Here is a 17,666-nt window from a genome sequence, read left to right as displayed (position 1 = left end):
ACAGCGGCACAACCGCATGCCCAGGCTTTTATTGCAAAGTGTGTTGCTCGATGAATTCCGACGGTTGCAGACCTTCGCGACTGACCAGCCGGTTCAACTCGGCCCGCGGCAGGCGAACGGCCAGCAAACTGACCCCTTCGTCGTCGTGATCTTCTTTCTGCACAGCGTTCAACTGGAAAAACTGTGCTCGCAGTCGAGCAAAACGCTGAGGCAAGCGCAAGGTGCCTACGAACAAATCTTCACCCAGCAGCTCCGCAATGGCCTGCTTGAGCAGATCAAGTCCCTGGCCATCACGGGCCGACAACCAGACACGCTGCGGCTTGCCATCGGGATCGCGCTGAATCTGCGGCTCCACACCCTCGAGCAAATCGAGTTTGTTATAGACCTCCAGGATCGGCAAGTCTTGAGCCCCGATCTCACCCAGTACCACCATCACCTGCTCGATCTGGGCCATGCGCTCGGGCTCGTGAGCATCGATCACATGAAGCAGCAAGTCGGAGTTGCTGGACTCTTCGAGCGTAGCCCGAAACGCCTCCACCAGCTTGTGCGGCAGGTGGCGAATGAAACCGACGGTATCAGCCAGCACAATCGGCCCCAGATCATCCAGCTCCAAGCGGCGCAAGGTCGGATCGAGGGTAGCGAACAGCTGGTCGGCGGCGAAAACATCGGACGCGGTGACAGCATTGAACAACGTGGACTTGCCAGCGTTGGTGTAGCCCACCAGCGAAACTGAAGGAATGTCGGCACGCTTACGGCCTCGACGAGCCTGCTCGCGCTGGCTGCGAACCTTTTCCAGACGCGCCTTGATCTGCCGCAGACGCACTCGCAGCAGGCGCCGGTCGGTTTCCAACTGAGTCTCACCCGGACCACGCAGACCAATACCGCCTTTCTGCCGTTCAAGGTGAGTCCAGCCACGAACCAATCGCGTGCTCATGTGCTCAAGCTGTGCCAGTTCTACCTGGAGCTTGCCCTCATGAGTGCGTGCGCGCTGAGCGAAGATATCGAGAATCAGACCCGTGCGATCAATCACGCGACACTCGAATACACGTTCGAGGTTACGTTCCTGACTGGGCGTGAGGATGTGATTGAAAATCACCAAGTCTACCTGTTCGGCTTTGACCAGATCGCGCAATTCCTCGACCTTGCCGCTGCCAACCAGGTATTTGGCGGTTGGCCGATGACGCGGCACGCTAACAAACGCGACGGTCTCGGCGCCGGCCGATAATGCCAGCTCCTGAAACTCCTGCGGATCTTCGCGCGCCTCAGGGTCCTGACCATCCAAGTGAACGAGAATGGCCCGTTCACCACCACCGTGGCGCTCAAAGAACAAAGGAGACTCCTATCAGGCGTTACCTGGCTCAGCGTCACCCTGTTCGGATTCGGATGCGCTAGGCAGACGAATTGGGCGAACTGGAACCACTGTAGAGATAGCGTGTTTGTAAACCATTTGGCTGACGGTGTTTTTCAGCAGGATAACGAACTGGTCGAAGGACTCGATCGTGCCTTGCAGTTTGATTCCGTTAACCAGATAGATGGAAACCCCAACTTTCTCTTTACGCAATGTATTCAAGTAAGGGTCTTGTAGCGAATGCCCTTTTGACATGTGCCGCACTCCTTTAAGGATCAATAATAAAAATCGGAAAACAGATAGCTCAAACCGTCACACCCCCAAGGATAGACGGCAATTGCAAGGACTCAGCTCAATATGGAGATCGTCCCTAGGTATTTCAAGGCGCGTGGCAGATTGTCGCAATCCAGGCTGTCCAACCATTGCAGGTCAGCCCAACTGCGTAACCAGGTGAACTGCCGTTTCGCCAATTGGCGCGTGGCAATGATGCCCCGCTCCTGCATTTCGGCTGACGTCAGCTTGCCATCCAGATGATCCCAGACTTGGCGGTAACCCACTGCACGTATAGACGGCAACCCGGCATGCAGGTCACTTCTTGAGCGCAGAGCTACGACCTCGTCAATGAATCCCTGTTCCAACATTTGTGTGAATCTTTGTGCAATACGCTGGTGCAGTACCTGACGATTCGCCGGAGCGATGGCCAGATTGGCGACAGTATAGGGCAATTGACCGCGTCCCGATGCGCCTGCCTCAGCACTTTGCGCCAATTGACGCTGACGATGAGCGGTCATTGTCAGACCGCTGACCCGATAGACTTCCAGCGCTCGGGTCAGGCGTTGAGGGTCATTGGGATGAATCCTCGCCGCAGACTCGGGGTCCACAGCCGCCAGTTGATCATGCAGAGCCTGCCAACCAAGGCGTTGAGCCTCGTCTTCGAGTTCGGCGCGGACCTGCGGGTCTGCTGGCGGCATATCCGCCAGGCCTTCAAGCAGCGCCTTGTAATACAGCATGGTGCCCCCCACCAGCAGCGGAATTTTGCCCCGAGCGGTGATATCGGCCATGGCCGCGAGGGCATCGGTGCGAAAATCTGCCGCCGAGTAGCTTTCGGCAGGGTCGAGAATATCGATCAGGCGATGGGGAAACTGCGCCAATAACTCCTTGGAGGGCTTGGCGGTGCCAATATCCATGCCGCGATACACCAGCGCCGAATCGACACTGATCAACTCGCAAGGCAGCACCTTGGTCAGCTCGATGGCCAGGTCGGTCTTGCCCGCAGCGGTCGGGCCCATCAGGAAAATCGCTGGAGGAAGCTGAGTCATCAACGGCCGCGCAAAAAGAGTTTGTCCAGATCGTCCAGACCCAATTGGGTCCAGGTCGGTCGACCGTGGTTGCACTGGCCGCTGCGCTCGGTGTTTTCCATATCCCGCAACAGGCCATTCATTTCCGCCAGGGCCAGGCGCCGGTTGGCGCGAATCGCGCCGTGGCAGGCCATGGTGCCGAGCAGTTCATTGAGATGAGCCTGAATTCGGTCGCTGTTGCCGTATTCCATCAAATCAGCAAGCACATCATGCACCAGTCGATTGGCTTCAGCCTGCTTCAACAGCGCCGGAATCTGCCGGATCGCCAGAGACTCAGGTCCCAGGCGTTGCAACTCGAAGCCCAGACGCTGGAACCAGGCGACATGCTCTTCCGCGCAATCGGCTTCACGCTGGCTGACGGCAATCGATTCCGGCACCAGCAACGGCTGGCCACTCAAGCCTTCGCTGGCCATGGCCACCTTCAAACGCTCGTACATGATCCGCTCATGAGCAGCGTGCATATCCACCAGCACCAGGCCCAGAGCGTTTTCCGCAAGGATATAGATGCCCTTGAGCTGTGCCAGGGCATAGCCCAAAGGCGGAATATCCTCCTGCCCCTCCGGCAGGGCTGTGGCCGCAGCCCCAGGCAAGGGCGCAAAGAACTCGCGATAGACTCCCTGGGACTCCGCAGCCGGCAGCACTGGCTGGGGCCGTGGTGTGTACTGATACTGATAGCCACTACCAGCACCGGTGCCCGGCGCATTGAAGCTCGGCTGGGACTGCGGCTGCTCCAGGGCCAGGTTCGCGGCCAGACGCATTTCACCCTGGGGTCCGAACTCACCGGCTTCGATACCGCTTGGCCGCACAATCCCTGCTACCGCCGCCGGCGCCGCCAACTGGTCCTCGGGGCGCACGTCGCCCAAAGCCCTGTGCAAGGTGCCATAAAGGAAGTCATGCACCATGCGCCCATCACGGAAGCGCACTTCATGCTTGGTCGGGTGCACATTGACGTCGACCACCGAGGGATCGACCTCGAAAAACAGCACAAAAGTCGGATGCCGGCCGTTGAACAGCACATCGCGATAGGCCTGACGCACCGCGTGGGCCACCAGCTTGTCCCGTACCGCACGACCGTTGACATAGAAATACTGCAAGTCCGCCTGGCTGCGGGAGAAGGTTGGCAAGCCCACCCAGCCCCAAAGATGGAGACCGTTGCGCTCGACCTCAATGGGCAGCGCCTGCTCCAAAAAGCCCGAGCCACAGACCGCCGCCACGCGCCGGGCGCGAGCTGCATCATCCTTGGCTTCATGCAGACTGAGGATGCTCTTGCCGTTGTGGCGCAAATGGAAGGCCACGTCGAAACGCGCCAGAGCCAAACGCTTGATCACCTCCTGCAGGTGATCGAACTCGGTTTTCTCCGCCTTGAGAAACTTGCGTCGGGCTGGAGTATTGAAGAACAAGTCACGCACTTCCACCGAGGTGCCTACCGGGTGGGCCGCCGGCTGCACTCGCGGCGCCATGTCGCGACCTTCGGTTTCGACCTGCCAGGCCTGATCGGCATCACGGGTACGGGAGGTCAGGGTCAAGCGCGCCACGGAACTGATGGAGGCCAGGGCTTCACCGCGAAACCCCAGGCTCATCACCCGCTCGAGGTCTTCCAGGTCGCGGATCTTGCTGGTGGCGTGCCGCGCCAGCGCCAGAGGCAGATCGTCGGAGGAAATGCCACTGCCATCATCACGGACCCGCAGCAGCTTGACTCCAGCCTGCTCGACATCCACATCAATGCGCTTGGCGCCAGAGTCCAGGCTGTTTTCCAGCAGCTCCTTGATCACCGAAGCCGGGCGCTCAACCACTTCACCCGCGGCAATCTGGTTAGCCAGGCGCGGACTGAGCAGCTCGATGCGCGCGCCACTGATTACCGAGTCACTCATTCCTTGGCCGCCAATTCAGTGCCGGGGATGGTCAGAACCTGCCCCACTTTCAATTCATCGCTTTTCAGATTGTTGGCACTGCGCAGGGCAGGCGCCGATACCTGGTAGCGCACCGCGATCATCGCCAGGGTTTCCCCCGGGTTGACCCGGTGATCGCGAGGCCCCTGGGCAATCTTCCCGGAATCTCGCAGCCAGGCGATATAGGTGCCCGGTGGCGGGTTCTGCTGGAAGAACTGCCGCACGCCGCTGCTGATGGAGCGAGCCAAGGCCTGCTGATGGCTGACAGTAGCCAGCTTCGAGGCTTCGTTGGAGTTGGAGATAAAGCCTGTTTCCACCAGGATCGATGGAATATCCGGGGACTTGAGCACCATGAACCCAGCCTGTTCCACACGCTGCTTGTGCAACGGTGTGACCCGGCCGATGTTGTTCAGGACTTTCTGCCCGACATTGAGGCTGGAGGTCAGGGATGCGGTCATCGACAGATCCAGCAGCACCCCGGCCAGCATCCGGTCCTTGTCATCCAGGCTGACGTTGCCGGCACCACCGATCAGGTCAGAGCGGTTTTCACTGTCCGCCAGCCAGCGGGCAGTTTCCGATGTGGCGCCGCGCTCGGACAGGGCGAATACCGAGGCGCCAAAGGCTGCGGTCGAAGGCGCGGCATCGGCGTGGATCGAAACGAACAGGTCAGCGCCCTTCTTCCGAGCGATCTCGGTACGACCGCGCAACGGAATGAAGTAGTCGCCAGTACGGGTCAACTCGGCGCGGAACCCCTTGATGCCATTAATCTGGCGCTGCAGTTCACGGGCGATGGCCAGCACCACATCTTTCTCATGCTGGCCACGGGAGCCGGAGGCACCCGGGTCTTCACCGCCGTGACCGGCGTCGATCACCACGATGATGTCGCGCTTGCCCGCCGGGGCCGGCGGCAGCTTGATCGCGGGCTCCGCAGGCGTGACTGGCACGGCGGGAACGGTGGCCACAGCTGGGGGCGGAGCAGCAGGCGGTGCGGCATCAGCAGGGTTGTCGAACAGGTCGACTACCAGGCGATTGCCGTACTGGGCGTTGGGCGCCAGGGTAAAACTCTTGGGGGTGACGGCCTTTTTCAGGTCGATGACCACTCGCAGGTCACTGGGGGTACGCTGCGCCGAGCGCATGGCGGTGATCGGCGTATTGGCCGTGGCGACATTCAGTGGACCGCCGAGGGTTGCGCCATTGATATCGATCACCAGACGATCCGGGGCCGTCAGGGTAAAGACGCTGTGCTGAACCGGACCGGACAGGTCGAAGACCAGTCGCGTGTTATCCGGTGCCCGCCACAGGCGGACGCTGCGAACCTGTGTAGCGGCCACAGCATCGACGGCCAATGCCGTAAGCAACAGTCCTACGACAGCAACCAACGCGCGAATGCGCATACCTAACCCCATCAATTATTTGAATTCCAACGCCAAAGCGGCACACCAGGACTCGCCTCGCGAGCCTTGAGACAATAGATGCACAGAACGCCCATTGTTATGCGGGGTAATGGTAATGGTCAGGTCGGGCTTTGGCAAAAAGCCTGCACCACGCTGGGGCCACTCCAACAGACACAGTGCATCGCCTTCGAAGTAGTCACGAATCCCCAGAAACTCCAGCTCCTCCGGGTCCACAAGACGATACAAGTCGAAGTGAAAAGCCCGCACCGGACCTATCTCGTAGGGCTCCACCAGGGTAAAGGTCGGACTTTTTACCGCCCCGTCATGCCCGAGGCCACGGATGATCCCCCGGGACAGGGTGGTTTTGCCCGCCCCCAGATCGCCCTCAAGAAAAATCACCCCCACGCCTTGAGTGACGCGAGCAATGCGTGCACCAAATTCCACCATGGCCTGCTCGTCGGCCAGATAAAGGGTTAACTCAGACACGGTGACTGCTCCTCCAACAACTGACGAATGGCTGGAATCAGATCACTGGCCGCCAGCCCTCGGCCCAATTTGCCTTGCTGCTCGCCAGCGCGGGCGTGTACCCAGACCGCCAGGCAAGCCGCATCGAACGTCGACAGTCCCTGCGCCAGCAACGCACCGATCAATCCTGCGAGCACGTCCCCCAGCCCCGCCGTGGCCATCGCCGGATGCCCTCCATCACAGCGGGCCACTTGCCCCTCGGGGCTGGCGATCAGGCTGCCAGCCCCCTTGAGCACGGCAACCGCCGAGTATTTTGCGCTCAAGGCCCGGGCCGCCGCCGGACGATCACCCTGAACCTCGGCGATGGAGATCCCCAGCAGACGAGCCGCCTCCCCGGGATGGGGGGTGATCACGCTGGCCGCCGGCAGGTGTAGACCGCCCAGGGCCAGGAGATTCAAGGCATCGGCATCCCATACCTGAGGCAAAGGCGCGTTGGCCGCTGCCGACAACAGGCTGCGCCCCCAGGCGCCCTGCCCCAGTCCGGGACCAACCACCAGTACCGTGGCCCGCACCAACAGCCCCATCAGTTGATTGGCCGAATGGGTGCCCTGGGTCATGACTTCCGGCAGCCGCGCAGCGGCCGCCGCGACGTGCTCATTGCGAGTTGCCAGGGACACCAGCCCCGCACCACTGCGCAAGGCACTTTCCGCACTCAATAACGCGGCGCCAGCAAAGCCGCGGTCGCCACCGATCAGCAACAAATGACCGAATTGCCCCTTATGAGCGTCCAGAGGACGAGCTTCCAATCGCGGCAAATGAGCGTCAGTCAGCAGCTGAACGTCGAGTAAAGGGTGTTTTGTCTGCGGCATGCGTCTTCGGGCTCCGATGTCTGGCAGAATTATACGCACCTCAGCTCCGGTTTCTCTCGCCTCATGCCCGCTATTACCCAGGATCTCCCCGCTCTCGCCCAATCGATCAAGGACTGGGGCCGCGAACTGGGCTTTCAACAAGTCGGTATCAGCGGCCTGGACCTGGCCGAGCATGAGCAGCATCTGGAGCGCTGGCTCGCCGCCGGCTACCACGGCGAAATGGAATACATGGGCGCCCATGGCAGCAAACGCTCCCATCCCGATCAGTTGGTGCCCGGCACGCTACGGGTGGTATCGCTGCGCATGGACTACCTGCCCGGCGACACCCAGATGGCCCAGCGCCTGGCCGAACCGTCCAAGGCTTATGTCTCGCGCTACGCCTTGGGCCGCGACTATCACAAGCTCATCCGCAAACGTGTGCAGCAGTTGGCCGAACGCATCCAGCAAGCCATTGGCCCCTTTGGCTACCGCGCGTTCGTCGACAGCGCACCGGTACTTGAAAAAGCCATCGCCGAGCAGGCCGGGCTCGGCTGGATCGGCAAGAACACCCTGGTGCTCAACCGCAAGGCCGGCAGCTACTTCTTCCTCAGCGAGCTGTTCGTCGACCTGCCGCTGCCCGTGGACGAACCCCACGCCACCGAACATTGCGGACGCTGCACCGCCTGCCTGGACATCTGCCCGACCAATGCCTTCGTCGGCCCCTATGTACTGGATGCCCGGCGCTGTATTTCCTACCTGACCATCGAGCTGAAAAACGCCATTCCCGAAGACCTGCGCCCACTGATCGGCAATCGGGTATTCGGCTGCGATGACTGCCAGATCGTCTGCCCCTGGAACCGCTTCGCCCGCCCCTCGGCAGAAGGCGACTTCAAACCCCGGCACAACCTGGACAATGCCGAACTGGCGGAACTGTTCATGTGGGACGAGGACAAGTTCCTCAGCAGCACCGAAGGCTCGCCCCTGCGCCGTGCCGGCTATGAGCGCTGGCTGCGCAACCTGGCGGTGGGCCTGGGCAACGCGCCCTCAAGCATTCCGGTGCTGGAAGCGCTCAAGGCCCGCCAGGACTATCCCTCGGAACTGGTCCGCGAACACGTGGAATGGGCCCTGGCGCAGCACGCCAACCGTCAATGCTCGTCGTTGTAGACGAACTTGGGCATTTCCCAGTGAAAACGGATCGCCAGCAGGCGCAATAGAAAGCCACCGAACAGGGTGACCAGGATCGACTGCTCGCTGGGCAGCTGCAAATAGATGCACAGCATGTAGCACCAGGCCGCGGCGAAGGACACGCTGGCGTACAGCTCACGGCGGAAGATCAGGGGAATGTCGTTGCAGAAAATATCCCGGAGGATGCCGCCAAAGACCCCGGTGATCACCCCGCTGACCGACGCCACCAGCATGCCGTGGCCCATTTCCAGGGCGGTCATGCAGCCGATCAGGGTAAAGGCCACCAGACCCACGGCGTCGAGCACCAGAAACAGCGAACGCAGGTGACGCATCAGGGGCGCGATAAAGATCGTCACCAACGCCGCCACCGAGGTCAGTACCAGGTATTCCGGGTGCTTGACCCAGGTCAGCGGGTAGTGCCCCAACAGCACATCACGCACCGAACCACCGCCGAGCGCAGTGACACAGGCGATCAGCACCACGCCAAACCAGTCCATGCCACGCCGGCCGGCAGACAGGGCGCCGGTCATGGCTTCGGCGGTAATGGCGATCAGATAAAGCATCAACAGCATGATGGCGGTCCTTACAGGAAGGCGCGCAGTCTACTCAGTTGAGGCGAGCACCAAAAGAGGGCGGGTACGGGCGCCGCTTGCAGCGTGCGCCCGTTCGCCGGCAAGCCGGCTCCTGCAGGTCAGAATTTGATGAAGTGCTTGCGGTAGTGCTGCAGCTCGGCGATGGACTCGCGGATGTCGTCCAGGGCCAGATGGGTGCTGCCTTTCTTGAAGCTGTCGCGCACGTCAGGAGCCCAGCGGGCGGCTAGTTCCTTGAGGGTCGAAACGTCCAGGTTGCGGTAATGGAAGTAGCTTTCCAGAGCCTTCATGTGGCGATAGAGAAAGCGCCGATCCTGGCAGATGCTGTTGCCACAGATGGGCGACTTGCCCTTGGGTACCCACTGTTCCAGAAAGGCAATGGTCTGGGCTTCGGCTTCGGCCATGCTGATGCGGCTTTCGCGAACCCGCTGGGTCAGGCCGGAACCACCGTGCTGGCGAGTGTTCCACTCGTCCATGCCGGCAAGGATCTCGTCGCTCTGGTGGATAGCGATGACCGGCCCTTCAGCCAAGGTGTTCAGATTGCTGTCAGTGACAATGGTCGCCATCTCGATGATGACGTCGGTGTCGGGGTTCAGACCGGTCATTTCCAGATCGATCCAAATCAGGTTCTGTGGGTTTTGCATGGGGGGCTCCTCGGCGTAGTTGCGCAGTTTAGCCTAGAGGGCCTGCCCGGCGTGCTAAACTCGCCGCCGTTTTACCTATCCGCCGTAATTATCAACACGGAACACCAATGGCCAAACGCCAGCTCAATCGTCGCCAAAACTGGCGCATCGAAAAGATTCAGGGTGAGCGCGCTGCCCGCGCCGCCAAACGCGAGTCCTCCGCCGTAGAGGCGCTGGAGGGTGGCGACCTTGGCCCGGAACAGACCGGCCTGGTCATTGCTCACTTCGGCGTGCAGGTCGAGGTTGAAGCCCGGGAAGGTGAGCTGGCCGGCCAGGTGTTCCGCTGCTACCTGCGAGCCAACCTGCCAGCGCTGGTGACCGGCGATCAGGTGGTCTGGCGCGCCGGCAATCAGGGCATCGGGGTGATCGTCGCGCAATTGCCGCGCAGCACCGAGCTGTGCCGACCGGACAGCCGTGGCCAGCTCAAGCCGGTGGCCGCCAACGTCGACATGATCGTGATCGTGTTTGCCCCCATGCCCGAACCCCACGCCAATCTTATCGACCGCTACCTGGTTGCCGCCGAGCACGCTGGGATTCGGCCGCTGCTGCTGCTGAACAAGGCCGACCTGATCGACGAGCAGAACGCTCCGGCACTCAACGCCTTGCTGGCGGTCTATCGCCAACTGGGCTATCCGCTGCTGGAAGTCTCGGCCCACCACGGCGACGGCATGGAGCAACTGCAAGGCTTGCTGGACGGACGCATCAGCGTATTCGTGGGGCAATCGGGGGTGGGCAAGTCATCCTTGGTGAACAGCCTGCTGCCAGAAGTCGAAACCCGAGTCGGCCCGCTGTCGGAGTACTCCGGACAGGGCACCCACACCACCACGACAGCGCGACTGTTCCACTTCCCGGGCGGCGGTGAACTGATCGACTCCCCCGGCATCCGCGAATTCGGCCTGGGGCATGTCAGCCGCGCCGATGTCGAAGCTGGCTTCATCGAGTTCAACGACTTGCTGGGTACCTGCCGCTTCCGTGACTGCAAGCATGATCGCGAGCCGGGCTGTGCATTGCTCAAGGCTTTGGAAGACGGGCGCATCCAGCAGCAACGGATGAACAGCTACCGCTCGATCCTCGCCAGCCTGCCAGACAGCGGCTACTGAGCCGAGCACCGTAGAAACAACAAGGCCGCGATCTTCGCGGCCTTGTTGTTTGTCACCTGACGGTTCCCGGCTTGGGAGCCGGCGCCTGGCCGGCCGATCCCTGCTCATCCATCTTCAATACGCCATCCTCGAAGATGTTCATGCGCTGGCGCACTTCATGAGCGGGCAACGGCTCGCTACCCGGCGGCAAGGCATTCGGGTCCGCCGCCGCACCCGGCACTTCACCTGGCGCCCCAGTGCCCTGGTTGGGCGCAGGAGCGTTTGGATCGGTCTGCTCGCCTTCGATTGCGCGCTGGGCCTTCTTGGTCAGCACCACAATATCGATCCGCCGGTTGACCGGGTTGAGCGGATTCTTGCGGTCGAACAGCGCAGAGGAGGCAAAGCCCACCACCCGCGCCACTTGCGGATCGGGATAACCGCCAGCCACCAGAGCCCGACGCGCAGCGTTGGCACGGTTGGCGGACAGTTCCCAGTTGCCGAACTCACCACTGCCGGCATAAGGCGTGGCATCGGTATGACCGCTGATGCTGATCTTGTTCGGCACCGCCTTGATGGTGTCGGCCATGGCCAGCAGGATGTCTTCGAAATACGGCTTCAGACGTGCGCTGCCAGAGTCGAACATCGGCCGGTTCTCGGCATCCATGATCTGGATCCGCAAGCCGTCCGGAGTGATTTCGAAGAGGATCTGGTCCTTGAACTTCTGCAGTTGGGGATTCTCTTCAACCTTGTTCTGCAACTCTTGTAGCAGCAGTTCGAGACGCTCGCGCTCCACCTGCTCGGCCATGCCCTCCACCTGATCGGCATCCACCGTGACCTTGTCCGGTTGCGGCTGGGACTTGATCTCGGGGTTTAGGGTGTTATCCGGCGCCAGTTCGGGAGAGCCACCCAGATCAATGATGTAGGGTGTGCCGCTTTCCGAGAAGCCGATCGGGTCCTTGAAGTAACCGGCGATGGCGATCTTCTGTTCCGGGGTTGCGGTGGACAAGAGCCACAGCACCAGGAAGAACGCCATCATCGCCGTGGCGAAGTCGGCGAAGGCGATTTTCCAAGCGCCCCCGTGATGCCCGCCAGCGAAGCGCTTGACGCGCTTGATGATAATCGGCTGATTATTTTCCATGACTTAACGACCGCGAACCGCTTGTTCCAGCTCGGCGAAGCTAGGACGGTGCGCTGGGTACAGAACCTTGCGCCCGAACTCCACCGCCAGCGAAGGCGGCATGCCGGAAGCCGAAGCGACCAGGGACGCCTTGATGGCTTCGTAGACGTTCAGCTCTTCCTTCGCATCGTGCGCCAGGGAAGTGGCCAACGGACCAAAGAAACCATAGGCCGCGAGGATACCGAAGAAGGTCCCGACCAACGCCGCACCTACGTGCAAGCCAATGGACGCCTGGTCGCCATCCCCCAGGGACGCCATGGTTACCACGATCCCCAATACCGCCGCCACGATACCGAAACCGGGCATGCCATCGGCGATCCCGGTAACTGCATGGGAGGGATGCTCAAGGTCTTCCTTGAGACTGAACAGTTCCATGTCGAACAACCCTTCCAGCTCGTGAGGAGCCATGTTGCCGGAGGACATGATGCGCAGGTAGTCACAGACAAATGCGGTCATGCGCTCATCTTTGAGCACCGCAGGATACTTGGCGAAAATCGGACTGGCCGCAGCGTCCTCGATGTCACCCTCGATGGCCATCATGCCCTCGCGACGACTTTTGTTGAGGATCTCGTAGATCAGCCCCAGCACTTCCAGATAGAAGGTGTGAGTGAAGCGCGAACCGAACATACCCAGCGACTTTTTGATGACATGCATCGTCATATAGCCTGGGTTGGCCTGGAGGAATGCGCCAAAGGCAGCACCACCAATGATCAAAACCTCGAAAGGCTGGATCAGTGCCGCGATTTTGCCGTGTGAAAGCACGTATCCGCCGAGCACGCTCGCGAATACGACGATGATGCCGATAATTTTAGCCATAGGTAGGAGAGTACTTACTGAGTCGGGTTCAAGGTCATATTCGGAAGTTCTTAAAACTCTTCTTCTACTTATCGGCAAAACTGCGCCAGACTATAGCCAGTTAAGGCGAAAAGCCAGTTTGGCCCGCTCTGGGCGTGTTCACAGCAGACGATGATTGCGCCCGACCATGTCTAATGAAACCAACGTCCCACATTCCCCGCCCACCTCTCTCGACGCCTGGGTAAAGCTCCTCAATGGCGTGCGCTTGCCCGTGCCGCAAGCCAGCCATGATCGAGTGTGCAAAGCCATCGCCAACAATCGCAGTTCGCTGCGGGACATTGCCGAACTGATGCAAAACAGCCCGGCGCTGGCCCTGAGCGTGATCCGCGAAGCCAACCGGCACTCCCACGGCAGCATGAGCGAACCGGCAGAAAACCTGGAGGTCGCGGTCAACCGCCTGGGACTCAAGCGCACCGAAGAACTGCTCGAACAACTGCCCACCCTGCCAGAGGAACAGATTCCGCAGGCTCTGCGTCAGTTGCAACTGATCAGCCAGCACGCCACCCAGCAAGCCAACGGTTTTTTCGCCGGGCGCCTGGCCCGACTGTGGCAGGACATTCACTGGGGCAGCCTGCTGTTCCTCTCGCCACTGTGGGCCATGGCCCTGGTCTACCCCAAGCTCGTGGAAGAATGGGAACTGCGAGTCATCTATAAGCACGAGTCGGCTCGTCAGGTAGAAATGCAACTGTTCGGCGTTCGGCTGATGGAATTGTGCCAGGCCCTGGTCCATGCCTGGCACCTGCCAATCTGGGTTCGGCAGGGTTATCGCCTGCTGACCCAGGAGCAGCGTCAACTGGCCAAGGTCATGCTGATCGCCCGCGACAGCGAACATCCGCTGCGCCAGCAACAGCGCCTGGATGCCGATCCGGACCTGCAGCGCTGGCTGAACCAGCCAGCCAACTGCGTCCTGCTGGCCAACGGCCTGGCCTTGGCGGCGCAGCACTCCTGGAACAACGCTCATGGCCGACGCTGGCAAAACCTTACCGGCCTGTATCTACAAATGCCGGTCGCCCAGGTCCAGCAACAGCTACACCAGCAGGCCGTAACCAGCGCTCGCAATGACAGCCAACCCGATCTCTGGCACCCGGCCCAGGCCCTGATCTGGCCCTGGGATGTCCGGCGCCTGCACAACGGTGAACAGCCGGTACCGGCTCCGACAGCCGAGGAGTTGGCCAAATGGCGCAAGCTCTGCAGCGAACTTCTACTGGAACCCAGCCCCTTCACCAATGCCGTGCACCTCACCAGCTTTGCCCGAGATGCCCTGGTGGCCTGCGGCATGCGTCGAGTGCTGTTACTGATGGTGGACCGCAGCCAGAGCCACCTGCGGGTACAGCAACTCTATGGTCTGCCCAAGGAAACAGCAGGGCTGACACTGCAGGCCAAACAGAGCACGGTCCTGCAACGCCTGCTGGAGAAATCTGCCCAGGTGCGCCTGACGCCGGCCAACAATGGGCAGTTCTCCGCCCACCTGCCAACCTCCTTGCGCCAGTTGTTTCGGGGCGAGCACCTGCTGATGCGTTCCCTATCGTGCAACGGCCGGGTACTGATGCTGGCCGTGGCCGATCAGGGCGGCGTTCCGTTCTCGGAAATCAGCGTCCAGGCGTTCGGCAAGACCGCTCAGTGCATCGAAAAAGCCTTGCATAGCTTTACCAACCGCAGCCAATGACGCTTGCGCTACAATCCTTCCCTTTGTGCCCTGGGGACCTGACATGTCTGACTTCTCTGGCTTGCCGCTGGTCATCGAACCGAGCGACTTGCTCGCCCGCCTCGACGCCCGCGAACTGATCCTGGTCGACCTGACCAGCGCTGCCCGCTATGCAACCGGGCATATTCCCGGGGCGCGCTTCGTCGACCCCAAGCGCACCCAGCTCGGCCAGCCCCCCGCTCCCGGACTGCTACCGCCACAGAACGCACTTGAAGCGCTCTTCGGCGAGCTCGGGCACAACCCGGACGCGGTCTACGTGGTCTATGACGACGAAGGCGGAGGCTGGGCCGGCCGCTTCATCTGGCTGTTGGACGTGATCGGCCACAGTCGCTACCACTATCTGGACGGCGGCCTCACGGCCTGGCTGGCACAAAGCCTGCCAGTGACCACCGAAGTCCCGGCCCCGGCAGGCGGCCCAGTGCCCCTGATCCTGCATGACGAACCCACCGCCACCCGCGAATACCTGCAAAGCCGTCTCGGTGCAGCTGACCTGGCCATCTGGGACGCTCGCGGCCCGCTGGAATACTCCGGGGAGAAAGTCCTGGCCGCCAAGGGCGGACACATTCCCGGTGCGGTGAACTTCGAGTGGACCGCCGGCATGGACCAGGCGCGCCATCTGCGCATCCGCCGCGACATGCCGCAGATCCTCGCGGACCTGGGCATCAGCAAAGACAAAGAAGTGATCACCCACTGCCAGACCCACCACCGCTCGGGCTTCACCTATCTGGTGGCCAAGGCGCTGGGCTACCCACGGGTCAAGGGCTACGCCGGCTCCTGGGGCGAATGGGGCAATCATCCCGATACGCCCGTAGAGATTTAAGGTTTTTAAGGACCCCCAATGAAAAAGCGTTTGTTCATCCTCAGTCAGTACCTGCTGCCTCATCACCTGCTGTCACGCCTGGCCGGCTGCATTGCCGAGTGCCGTGTGCGCTGGTTCAAGAATGCATTCACCAGCTGGTTCGCCAAGCAGTACCAAGTGAACATGTCCGAAGCCCAAGTGGAGGATGTGACGGCCTACGAACATTTCAATGCCTTCTTCACCCGCGCCCTGAAAGAGGGCGCACGCCCGCTGGACCCAACCCCAGGCGCAATCCTCAGCCCCGCCGACGGTGCCATCAGCCAACTGGGGCCGATCGAACACGGCCGGGTATTCCAGGCCAAGGGCCACAGCTACAGCGTGCTGGAACTGCTGGGTGGCGATCCGGCCCTGGCCGCGCCTTTCATGGGCGGTGACTTCGCCACCGTCTACCTGTCGCCCAAGGACTATCACCGAGTGCACATGCCCCTGGCCGGCACCCTACGGGAAATGGTCTACGTGCCCGGGCGGATCTTCTCGGTCAACCAGACCACCGCCGAGAATGTCCCGGAATTGTTCGCCCGCAACGAACGCGTGGTGTGCATTTTCGACACCGAGCGCGGCCCGATGGCGCTGGTACTGGTCGGCGCAATGATCGTCGCTTCGATTGAAACCGTCTGGGCCGGTCTGGTAACGCCACCCAAACGCGAGCTCAAGACCGTGCGCTACGACGAAGCAGCCCGCGCGCCTATCCATCTGGAAAAAGGCGCAGAGATGGGGCGCTTCAAACTGGGCTCCACGGCCATCGTGCTGTTTGGCCCGGATCAGGTGCAGTGGGCTGAAGAACTGGCCGCCGGCTCGCCAGTGCGGATGGGCCAGGGTATGGGTCTGCCCAAGGCTTGAGACCTGAATGCCGGACACAAAAAACGCCGCTGATCAGCGGCGTTTTTTATGGGCGGGGATTTTTCCCGGGACTCAGAGCTGCCCGTCGCGGTCGCGGAAACCCAGCAGATACAGCACGCCGTCCAGACCCAGGGTCGAGATCGCCTGCTTGGCCGATTGCTTGACCAGCGGCTTGGCACGGAACGCCACGCCCAAGCCGGCAATTCCCAGCATCGGCAAATCGTTGGCGCCATCACCCACAGCGATGGTCTGCTCCAGGCGCAGGCCTTCCTTGTGGGCCAGCTCGCGCAGCAGATCGGCCTTGCGCTGAGCGTCGACAATCGGCTCGATGGCGACGCCGGTGACCTTGCCGTCCACCACCTCCAGCTCGTTGGCGAACACGTAATCGATACCCAGCTTGGCCTGCAACTGCTTGGCAAAGTAGGTGAAGCCGCCGGAGAGAATCGCGGTCTTGTAGCCCAGGCGCTTGAGCTCGGCAAACAGGGTTTCGGCGCCCTCGGTCAGGCGCAGGGACGCGCCGATGGAATCCAGCACGCTGACGTCCAGCCCCTTGAGCAACGCCAGGCGCTCCTTGAAACTGGCACGAAAATCCAGCTCGCCGGCCATGGCCCGCTCGGTGATTTCTGCCACCCGCTCACCCACGCCTGCCGCCTTGGCCAGCTCGTCGATGACCTCGGCCTCGATCAGCGTCGAGTCCATGTCAAACACCGCCAGGCGGCGGTTGCGGCGGAACAGCGAATCTTCCTGGAAGGCGATGTCGACGTTCAGCTCCTGGGCCACACTGAGGAATTCGGCTCGCAGGGCTTGCGGATCGGCGGCTTCGCCACGCACCGAAAACTCGATGCAGCCTTTGCCCTGATCGGCTGGCATATCCAGGGGCATGCGCCCGGACAGGCGATCGATGTGATCGATGTTCAGACCATACTTGGCAGTGATCGAACTCACACGCTGCAACTGCTCGGCGGTGACCTTGCGCGTCAGCAGGGTGACGATGTGGCGTTGCTTGCCCTGCCCGTCGACCCACTGCTGGTAGTCCTCCTCGGACACCGGTGTGAAACGCACCTGCTGATCGAGCTTGTAGGCGGTGAACAGAATGTCCTTGAGCACCGACGAACTCTGCTCGTTGCTGGGAATTTCAACCAGGATGCCGAACGACAAGGTGTCGTGGATCACCGCCTGACCGATGTCGAGAATGTTCACACCACCCTGGGCCAGAACACCCGTAATGGCCGCAGTCAGACCGGGACGATCTTCACCGGTGATGTTTATCAGGACAATTTCGCGCAAGGCGCACCCCCGAGGTGGAAAAAAAGCGCATTCTACCCACTTTCGGTGACCATCGGGCACAGCCAGCGCTTTGCCGGTCTAGGGCCTGTCGCTATACTGCGCGT

The 17,666-nt window shown here is 61.4% G+C and carries 17 protein-coding genes; 5 read left to right on the top strand and 12 right to left on the bottom strand.

Features of this window, described 5'->3' with window-relative positions; translation table 11 throughout:
- Window positions 1-28: 28 nt before the first annotated feature.
- The 7 genes from hflX to DWF74_RS18845 form a co-directional block, all read right to left on the bottom strand.
- Window positions 29-1,330, bottom strand: a complete 1,302-nt coding sequence (gene hflX / locus DWF74_RS18875; protein WP_102862910.1) for a ribosome rescue GTPase HflX — start codon at window positions 1,328-1,330, stop codon at window positions 29-31.
- 12 nt (window positions 1,331-1,342) lie between these two features.
- Complete coding sequence (gene hfq, locus DWF74_RS18870) at window positions 1,343-1,603, bottom strand: RNA chaperone Hfq (RefSeq protein ID WP_007921378.1); 261 nt, start codon at window positions 1,601-1,603, stop codon at window positions 1,343-1,345.
- A gap of 92 nt (window positions 1,604-1,695) precedes the next feature.
- Window positions 1,696-2,667, bottom strand: a complete 972-nt coding sequence (gene miaA / locus DWF74_RS18865; RefSeq protein WP_102862909.1) for a tRNA (adenosine(37)-N6)-dimethylallyltransferase MiaA — start codon at window positions 2,665-2,667, stop codon at window positions 1,696-1,698.
- On the bottom strand, window positions 2,667-4,577 hold the full coding sequence (mutL, locus tag DWF74_RS18860) for a DNA mismatch repair endonuclease MutL (protein WP_115581480.1): 1,911 nt from the start codon (window positions 4,575-4,577) through the stop codon (window positions 2,667-2,669). Before mutL ends, miaA begins: the two co-directional genes overlap by 1 nt.
- A complete protein-coding gene (locus DWF74_RS18855) occupies window positions 4,574-6,001 on the bottom strand; it encodes an N-acetylmuramoyl-L-alanine amidase (RefSeq protein WP_205413457.1) in 1,428 nt (475 codons plus the stop codon). Before DWF74_RS18855 ends, mutL begins: the two co-directional genes overlap by 4 nt.
- Before the next feature lie 3 nt (window positions 6,002-6,004).
- Window positions 6,005-6,475 (bottom strand): tRNA (adenosine(37)-N6)-threonylcarbamoyltransferase complex ATPase subunit type 1 TsaE, encoded by a 471-nt coding sequence (gene tsaE, locus DWF74_RS18850; RefSeq protein ID WP_102862906.1) that lies wholly within the window; start codon window positions 6,473-6,475, stop codon window positions 6,005-6,007.
- The gene (locus DWF74_RS18845) at window positions 6,463-7,323 is read right to left on the bottom strand and encodes an NAD(P)H-hydrate dehydratase (RefSeq protein WP_115581479.1); all 861 of its coding nucleotides are present in this window, start codon (window positions 7,321-7,323) and stop codon (window positions 6,463-6,465) included. The genes tsaE and DWF74_RS18845 overlap by 13 nt, the downstream gene beginning before the upstream one ends.
- 63 nt (window positions 7,324-7,386) lie before the next feature.
- Between DWF74_RS18845 and queG the strand changes: the two genes are divergently transcribed.
- The gene (gene queG, locus DWF74_RS18840) at window positions 7,387-8,466 is read left to right on the top strand and encodes a tRNA epoxyqueuosine(34) reductase QueG (protein WP_115581478.1); all 1,080 of its coding nucleotides are present in this window, start codon (window positions 7,387-7,389) and stop codon (window positions 8,464-8,466) included.
- Here the strand turns inward: queG and DWF74_RS18835 are convergent.
- Both DWF74_RS18835 and orn read right to left on the bottom strand, forming a co-directional pair.
- Window positions 8,448-9,062 carry a trimeric intracellular cation channel family protein gene (locus DWF74_RS18835; protein ID WP_169893104.1) on the bottom strand — a complete coding sequence of 205 codons (615 nt, stop codon included), beginning with the start codon at window positions 9,060-9,062 and terminating at the stop codon, window positions 8,448-8,450. The two genes, queG and DWF74_RS18835, sit on opposite strands and share 19 nt — an antisense overlap.
- Window positions 9,063-9,178: 116 nt before the next feature.
- Window positions 9,179-9,721, bottom strand: a complete 543-nt coding sequence (gene orn, locus DWF74_RS18830) for an oligoribonuclease (RefSeq protein ID WP_011058931.1) — start codon at window positions 9,719-9,721, stop codon at window positions 9,179-9,181.
- Window positions 9,722-9,828: 107 nt separating this feature from the next.
- Between orn and rsgA the strand changes: the two genes are divergently transcribed.
- The gene (gene rsgA, locus DWF74_RS18825) at window positions 9,829-10,860 is read left to right on the top strand and encodes a small ribosomal subunit biogenesis GTPase RsgA (RefSeq protein WP_110595440.1); all 1,032 of its coding nucleotides are present in this window, start codon (window positions 9,829-9,831) and stop codon (window positions 10,858-10,860) included.
- A gap of 52 nt (window positions 10,861-10,912) precedes the next feature.
- Here rsgA and motB read toward each other — a convergent pair whose 3' ends face one another.
- Window positions 10,913-11,977 carry a flagellar motor protein MotB gene (motB, locus tag DWF74_RS18820; protein ID WP_102862902.1) on the bottom strand — a complete coding sequence of 355 codons (1,065 nt, stop codon included), beginning with the start codon at window positions 11,975-11,977 and terminating at the stop codon, window positions 10,913-10,915.
- A 3-nt stretch (window positions 11,978-11,980) separates the two neighbouring features.
- Window positions 11,981-12,832, bottom strand: coding sequence for a flagellar motor stator protein MotA (motA, locus tag DWF74_RS18815; protein WP_102862901.1), 852 nt, complete (start codon window positions 12,830-12,832; stop codon window positions 11,981-11,983).
- A gap of 166 nt (window positions 12,833-12,998) precedes the next feature.
- Here motA and DWF74_RS18810 point away from each other — a divergent pair, with 166 nt between their 5' ends.
- From DWF74_RS18810 to asd, 3 genes are read left to right on the top strand one after another with little or no spacing between them, the layout of a single operon-like run.
- Entirely contained in the window at window positions 12,999-14,537 is a 1,539-nt protein-coding gene (locus DWF74_RS18810; protein ID WP_115581477.1) for an HDOD domain-containing protein, read from the top strand.
- 43 nt (window positions 14,538-14,580) lie between these two features.
- Window positions 14,581-15,396, top strand: a complete 816-nt coding sequence (gene rhdA / locus DWF74_RS18805; protein ID WP_115581476.1) for a thiosulfate sulfurtransferase — start codon at window positions 14,581-14,583, stop codon at window positions 15,394-15,396.
- Window positions 15,397-15,414: 18 nt separating this feature from the next.
- Complete coding sequence (asd, locus tag DWF74_RS18800) at window positions 15,415-16,275, top strand: archaetidylserine decarboxylase (RefSeq protein ID WP_102862898.1); 861 nt, start codon at window positions 15,415-15,417, stop codon at window positions 16,273-16,275.
- Between the two features lie 72 nt (window positions 16,276-16,347).
- Here the strand turns inward: asd and serB are convergent, their stop codons facing one another.
- Window positions 16,348-17,562 (bottom strand): phosphoserine phosphatase SerB, encoded by a 1,215-nt coding sequence (serB, locus tag DWF74_RS18795; protein ID WP_102862897.1) that lies wholly within the window; start codon window positions 17,560-17,562, stop codon window positions 16,348-16,350.
- Window positions 17,563-17,666: the final 104 nt, after the last annotated feature.

The organism is Pseudomonas protegens (assembly GCF_003363755.1).
Classification (GTDB): Bacteria; Pseudomonadota; Gammaproteobacteria; order Pseudomonadales; family Pseudomonadaceae; genus Aquipseudomonas; species Aquipseudomonas danubii.
The sequence above is the reverse complement of the archived record's forward strand: the minus strand, read 5'-3'. Positions and strand labels throughout refer to the sequence as shown.

Excerpts from the sequence above, each read along its gene's own strand:
- DWF74_RS18855 (WP_205413457.1), bottom strand. The coding sequence starts at position 6,001 with ATGGGGTTAGGTATGCGCATTCGCGCGTTGGTTGCTGTCGTAGGACTG.
- rsgA (WP_110595440.1), top strand. The coding sequence starts at position 9,829 with ATGGCCAAACGCCAGCTCAATCGTCGCCAAAACTGGCGCATCGAAAAG.
- motB (WP_102862902.1), bottom strand. The coding sequence starts at position 11,977 with ATGGAAAATAATCAGCCGATTATCATCAAGCGCGTCAAGCGCTTCGCT.
- mutL (WP_115581480.1), bottom strand. The coding sequence starts at position 4,577 with ATGAGTGACTCGGTAATCAGTGGCGCGCGCATCGAGCTGCTCAGTCCG.
- motA (WP_102862901.1), bottom strand. The coding sequence starts at position 12,832 with ATGGCTAAAATTATCGGCATCATCGTCGTATTCGCGAGCGTGCTCGGC.
- orn (WP_011058931.1), bottom strand. The coding sequence starts at position 9,721 with ATGCAAAACCCACAGAACCTGATTTGGATCGATCTGGAAATGACCGGT.
- DWF74_RS18845 (WP_115581479.1), bottom strand. The coding sequence starts at position 7,323 with ATGCCGCAGACAAAACACCCTTTACTCGACGTTCAGCTGCTGACTGAC.
- asd (WP_102862898.1), top strand. The coding sequence starts at position 15,415 with ATGAAAAAGCGTTTGTTCATCCTCAGTCAGTACCTGCTGCCTCATCAC.
- hfq (WP_007921378.1), bottom strand. The coding sequence starts at position 1,603 with ATGTCAAAAGGGCATTCGCTACAAGACCCTTACTTGAATACATTGCGT.
- DWF74_RS18810 (WP_115581477.1), top strand. The coding sequence starts at position 12,999 with ATGTCTAATGAAACCAACGTCCCACATTCCCCGCCCACCTCTCTCGAC.
- queG (WP_115581478.1), top strand. The coding sequence starts at position 7,387 with ATGCCCGCTATTACCCAGGATCTCCCCGCTCTCGCCCAATCGATCAAG.
- rhdA (WP_115581476.1), top strand. The coding sequence starts at position 14,581 with ATGTCTGACTTCTCTGGCTTGCCGCTGGTCATCGAACCGAGCGACTTG.
- miaA (WP_102862909.1), bottom strand. The coding sequence starts at position 2,667 with ATGACTCAGCTTCCTCCAGCGATTTTCCTGATGGGCCCGACCGCTGCG.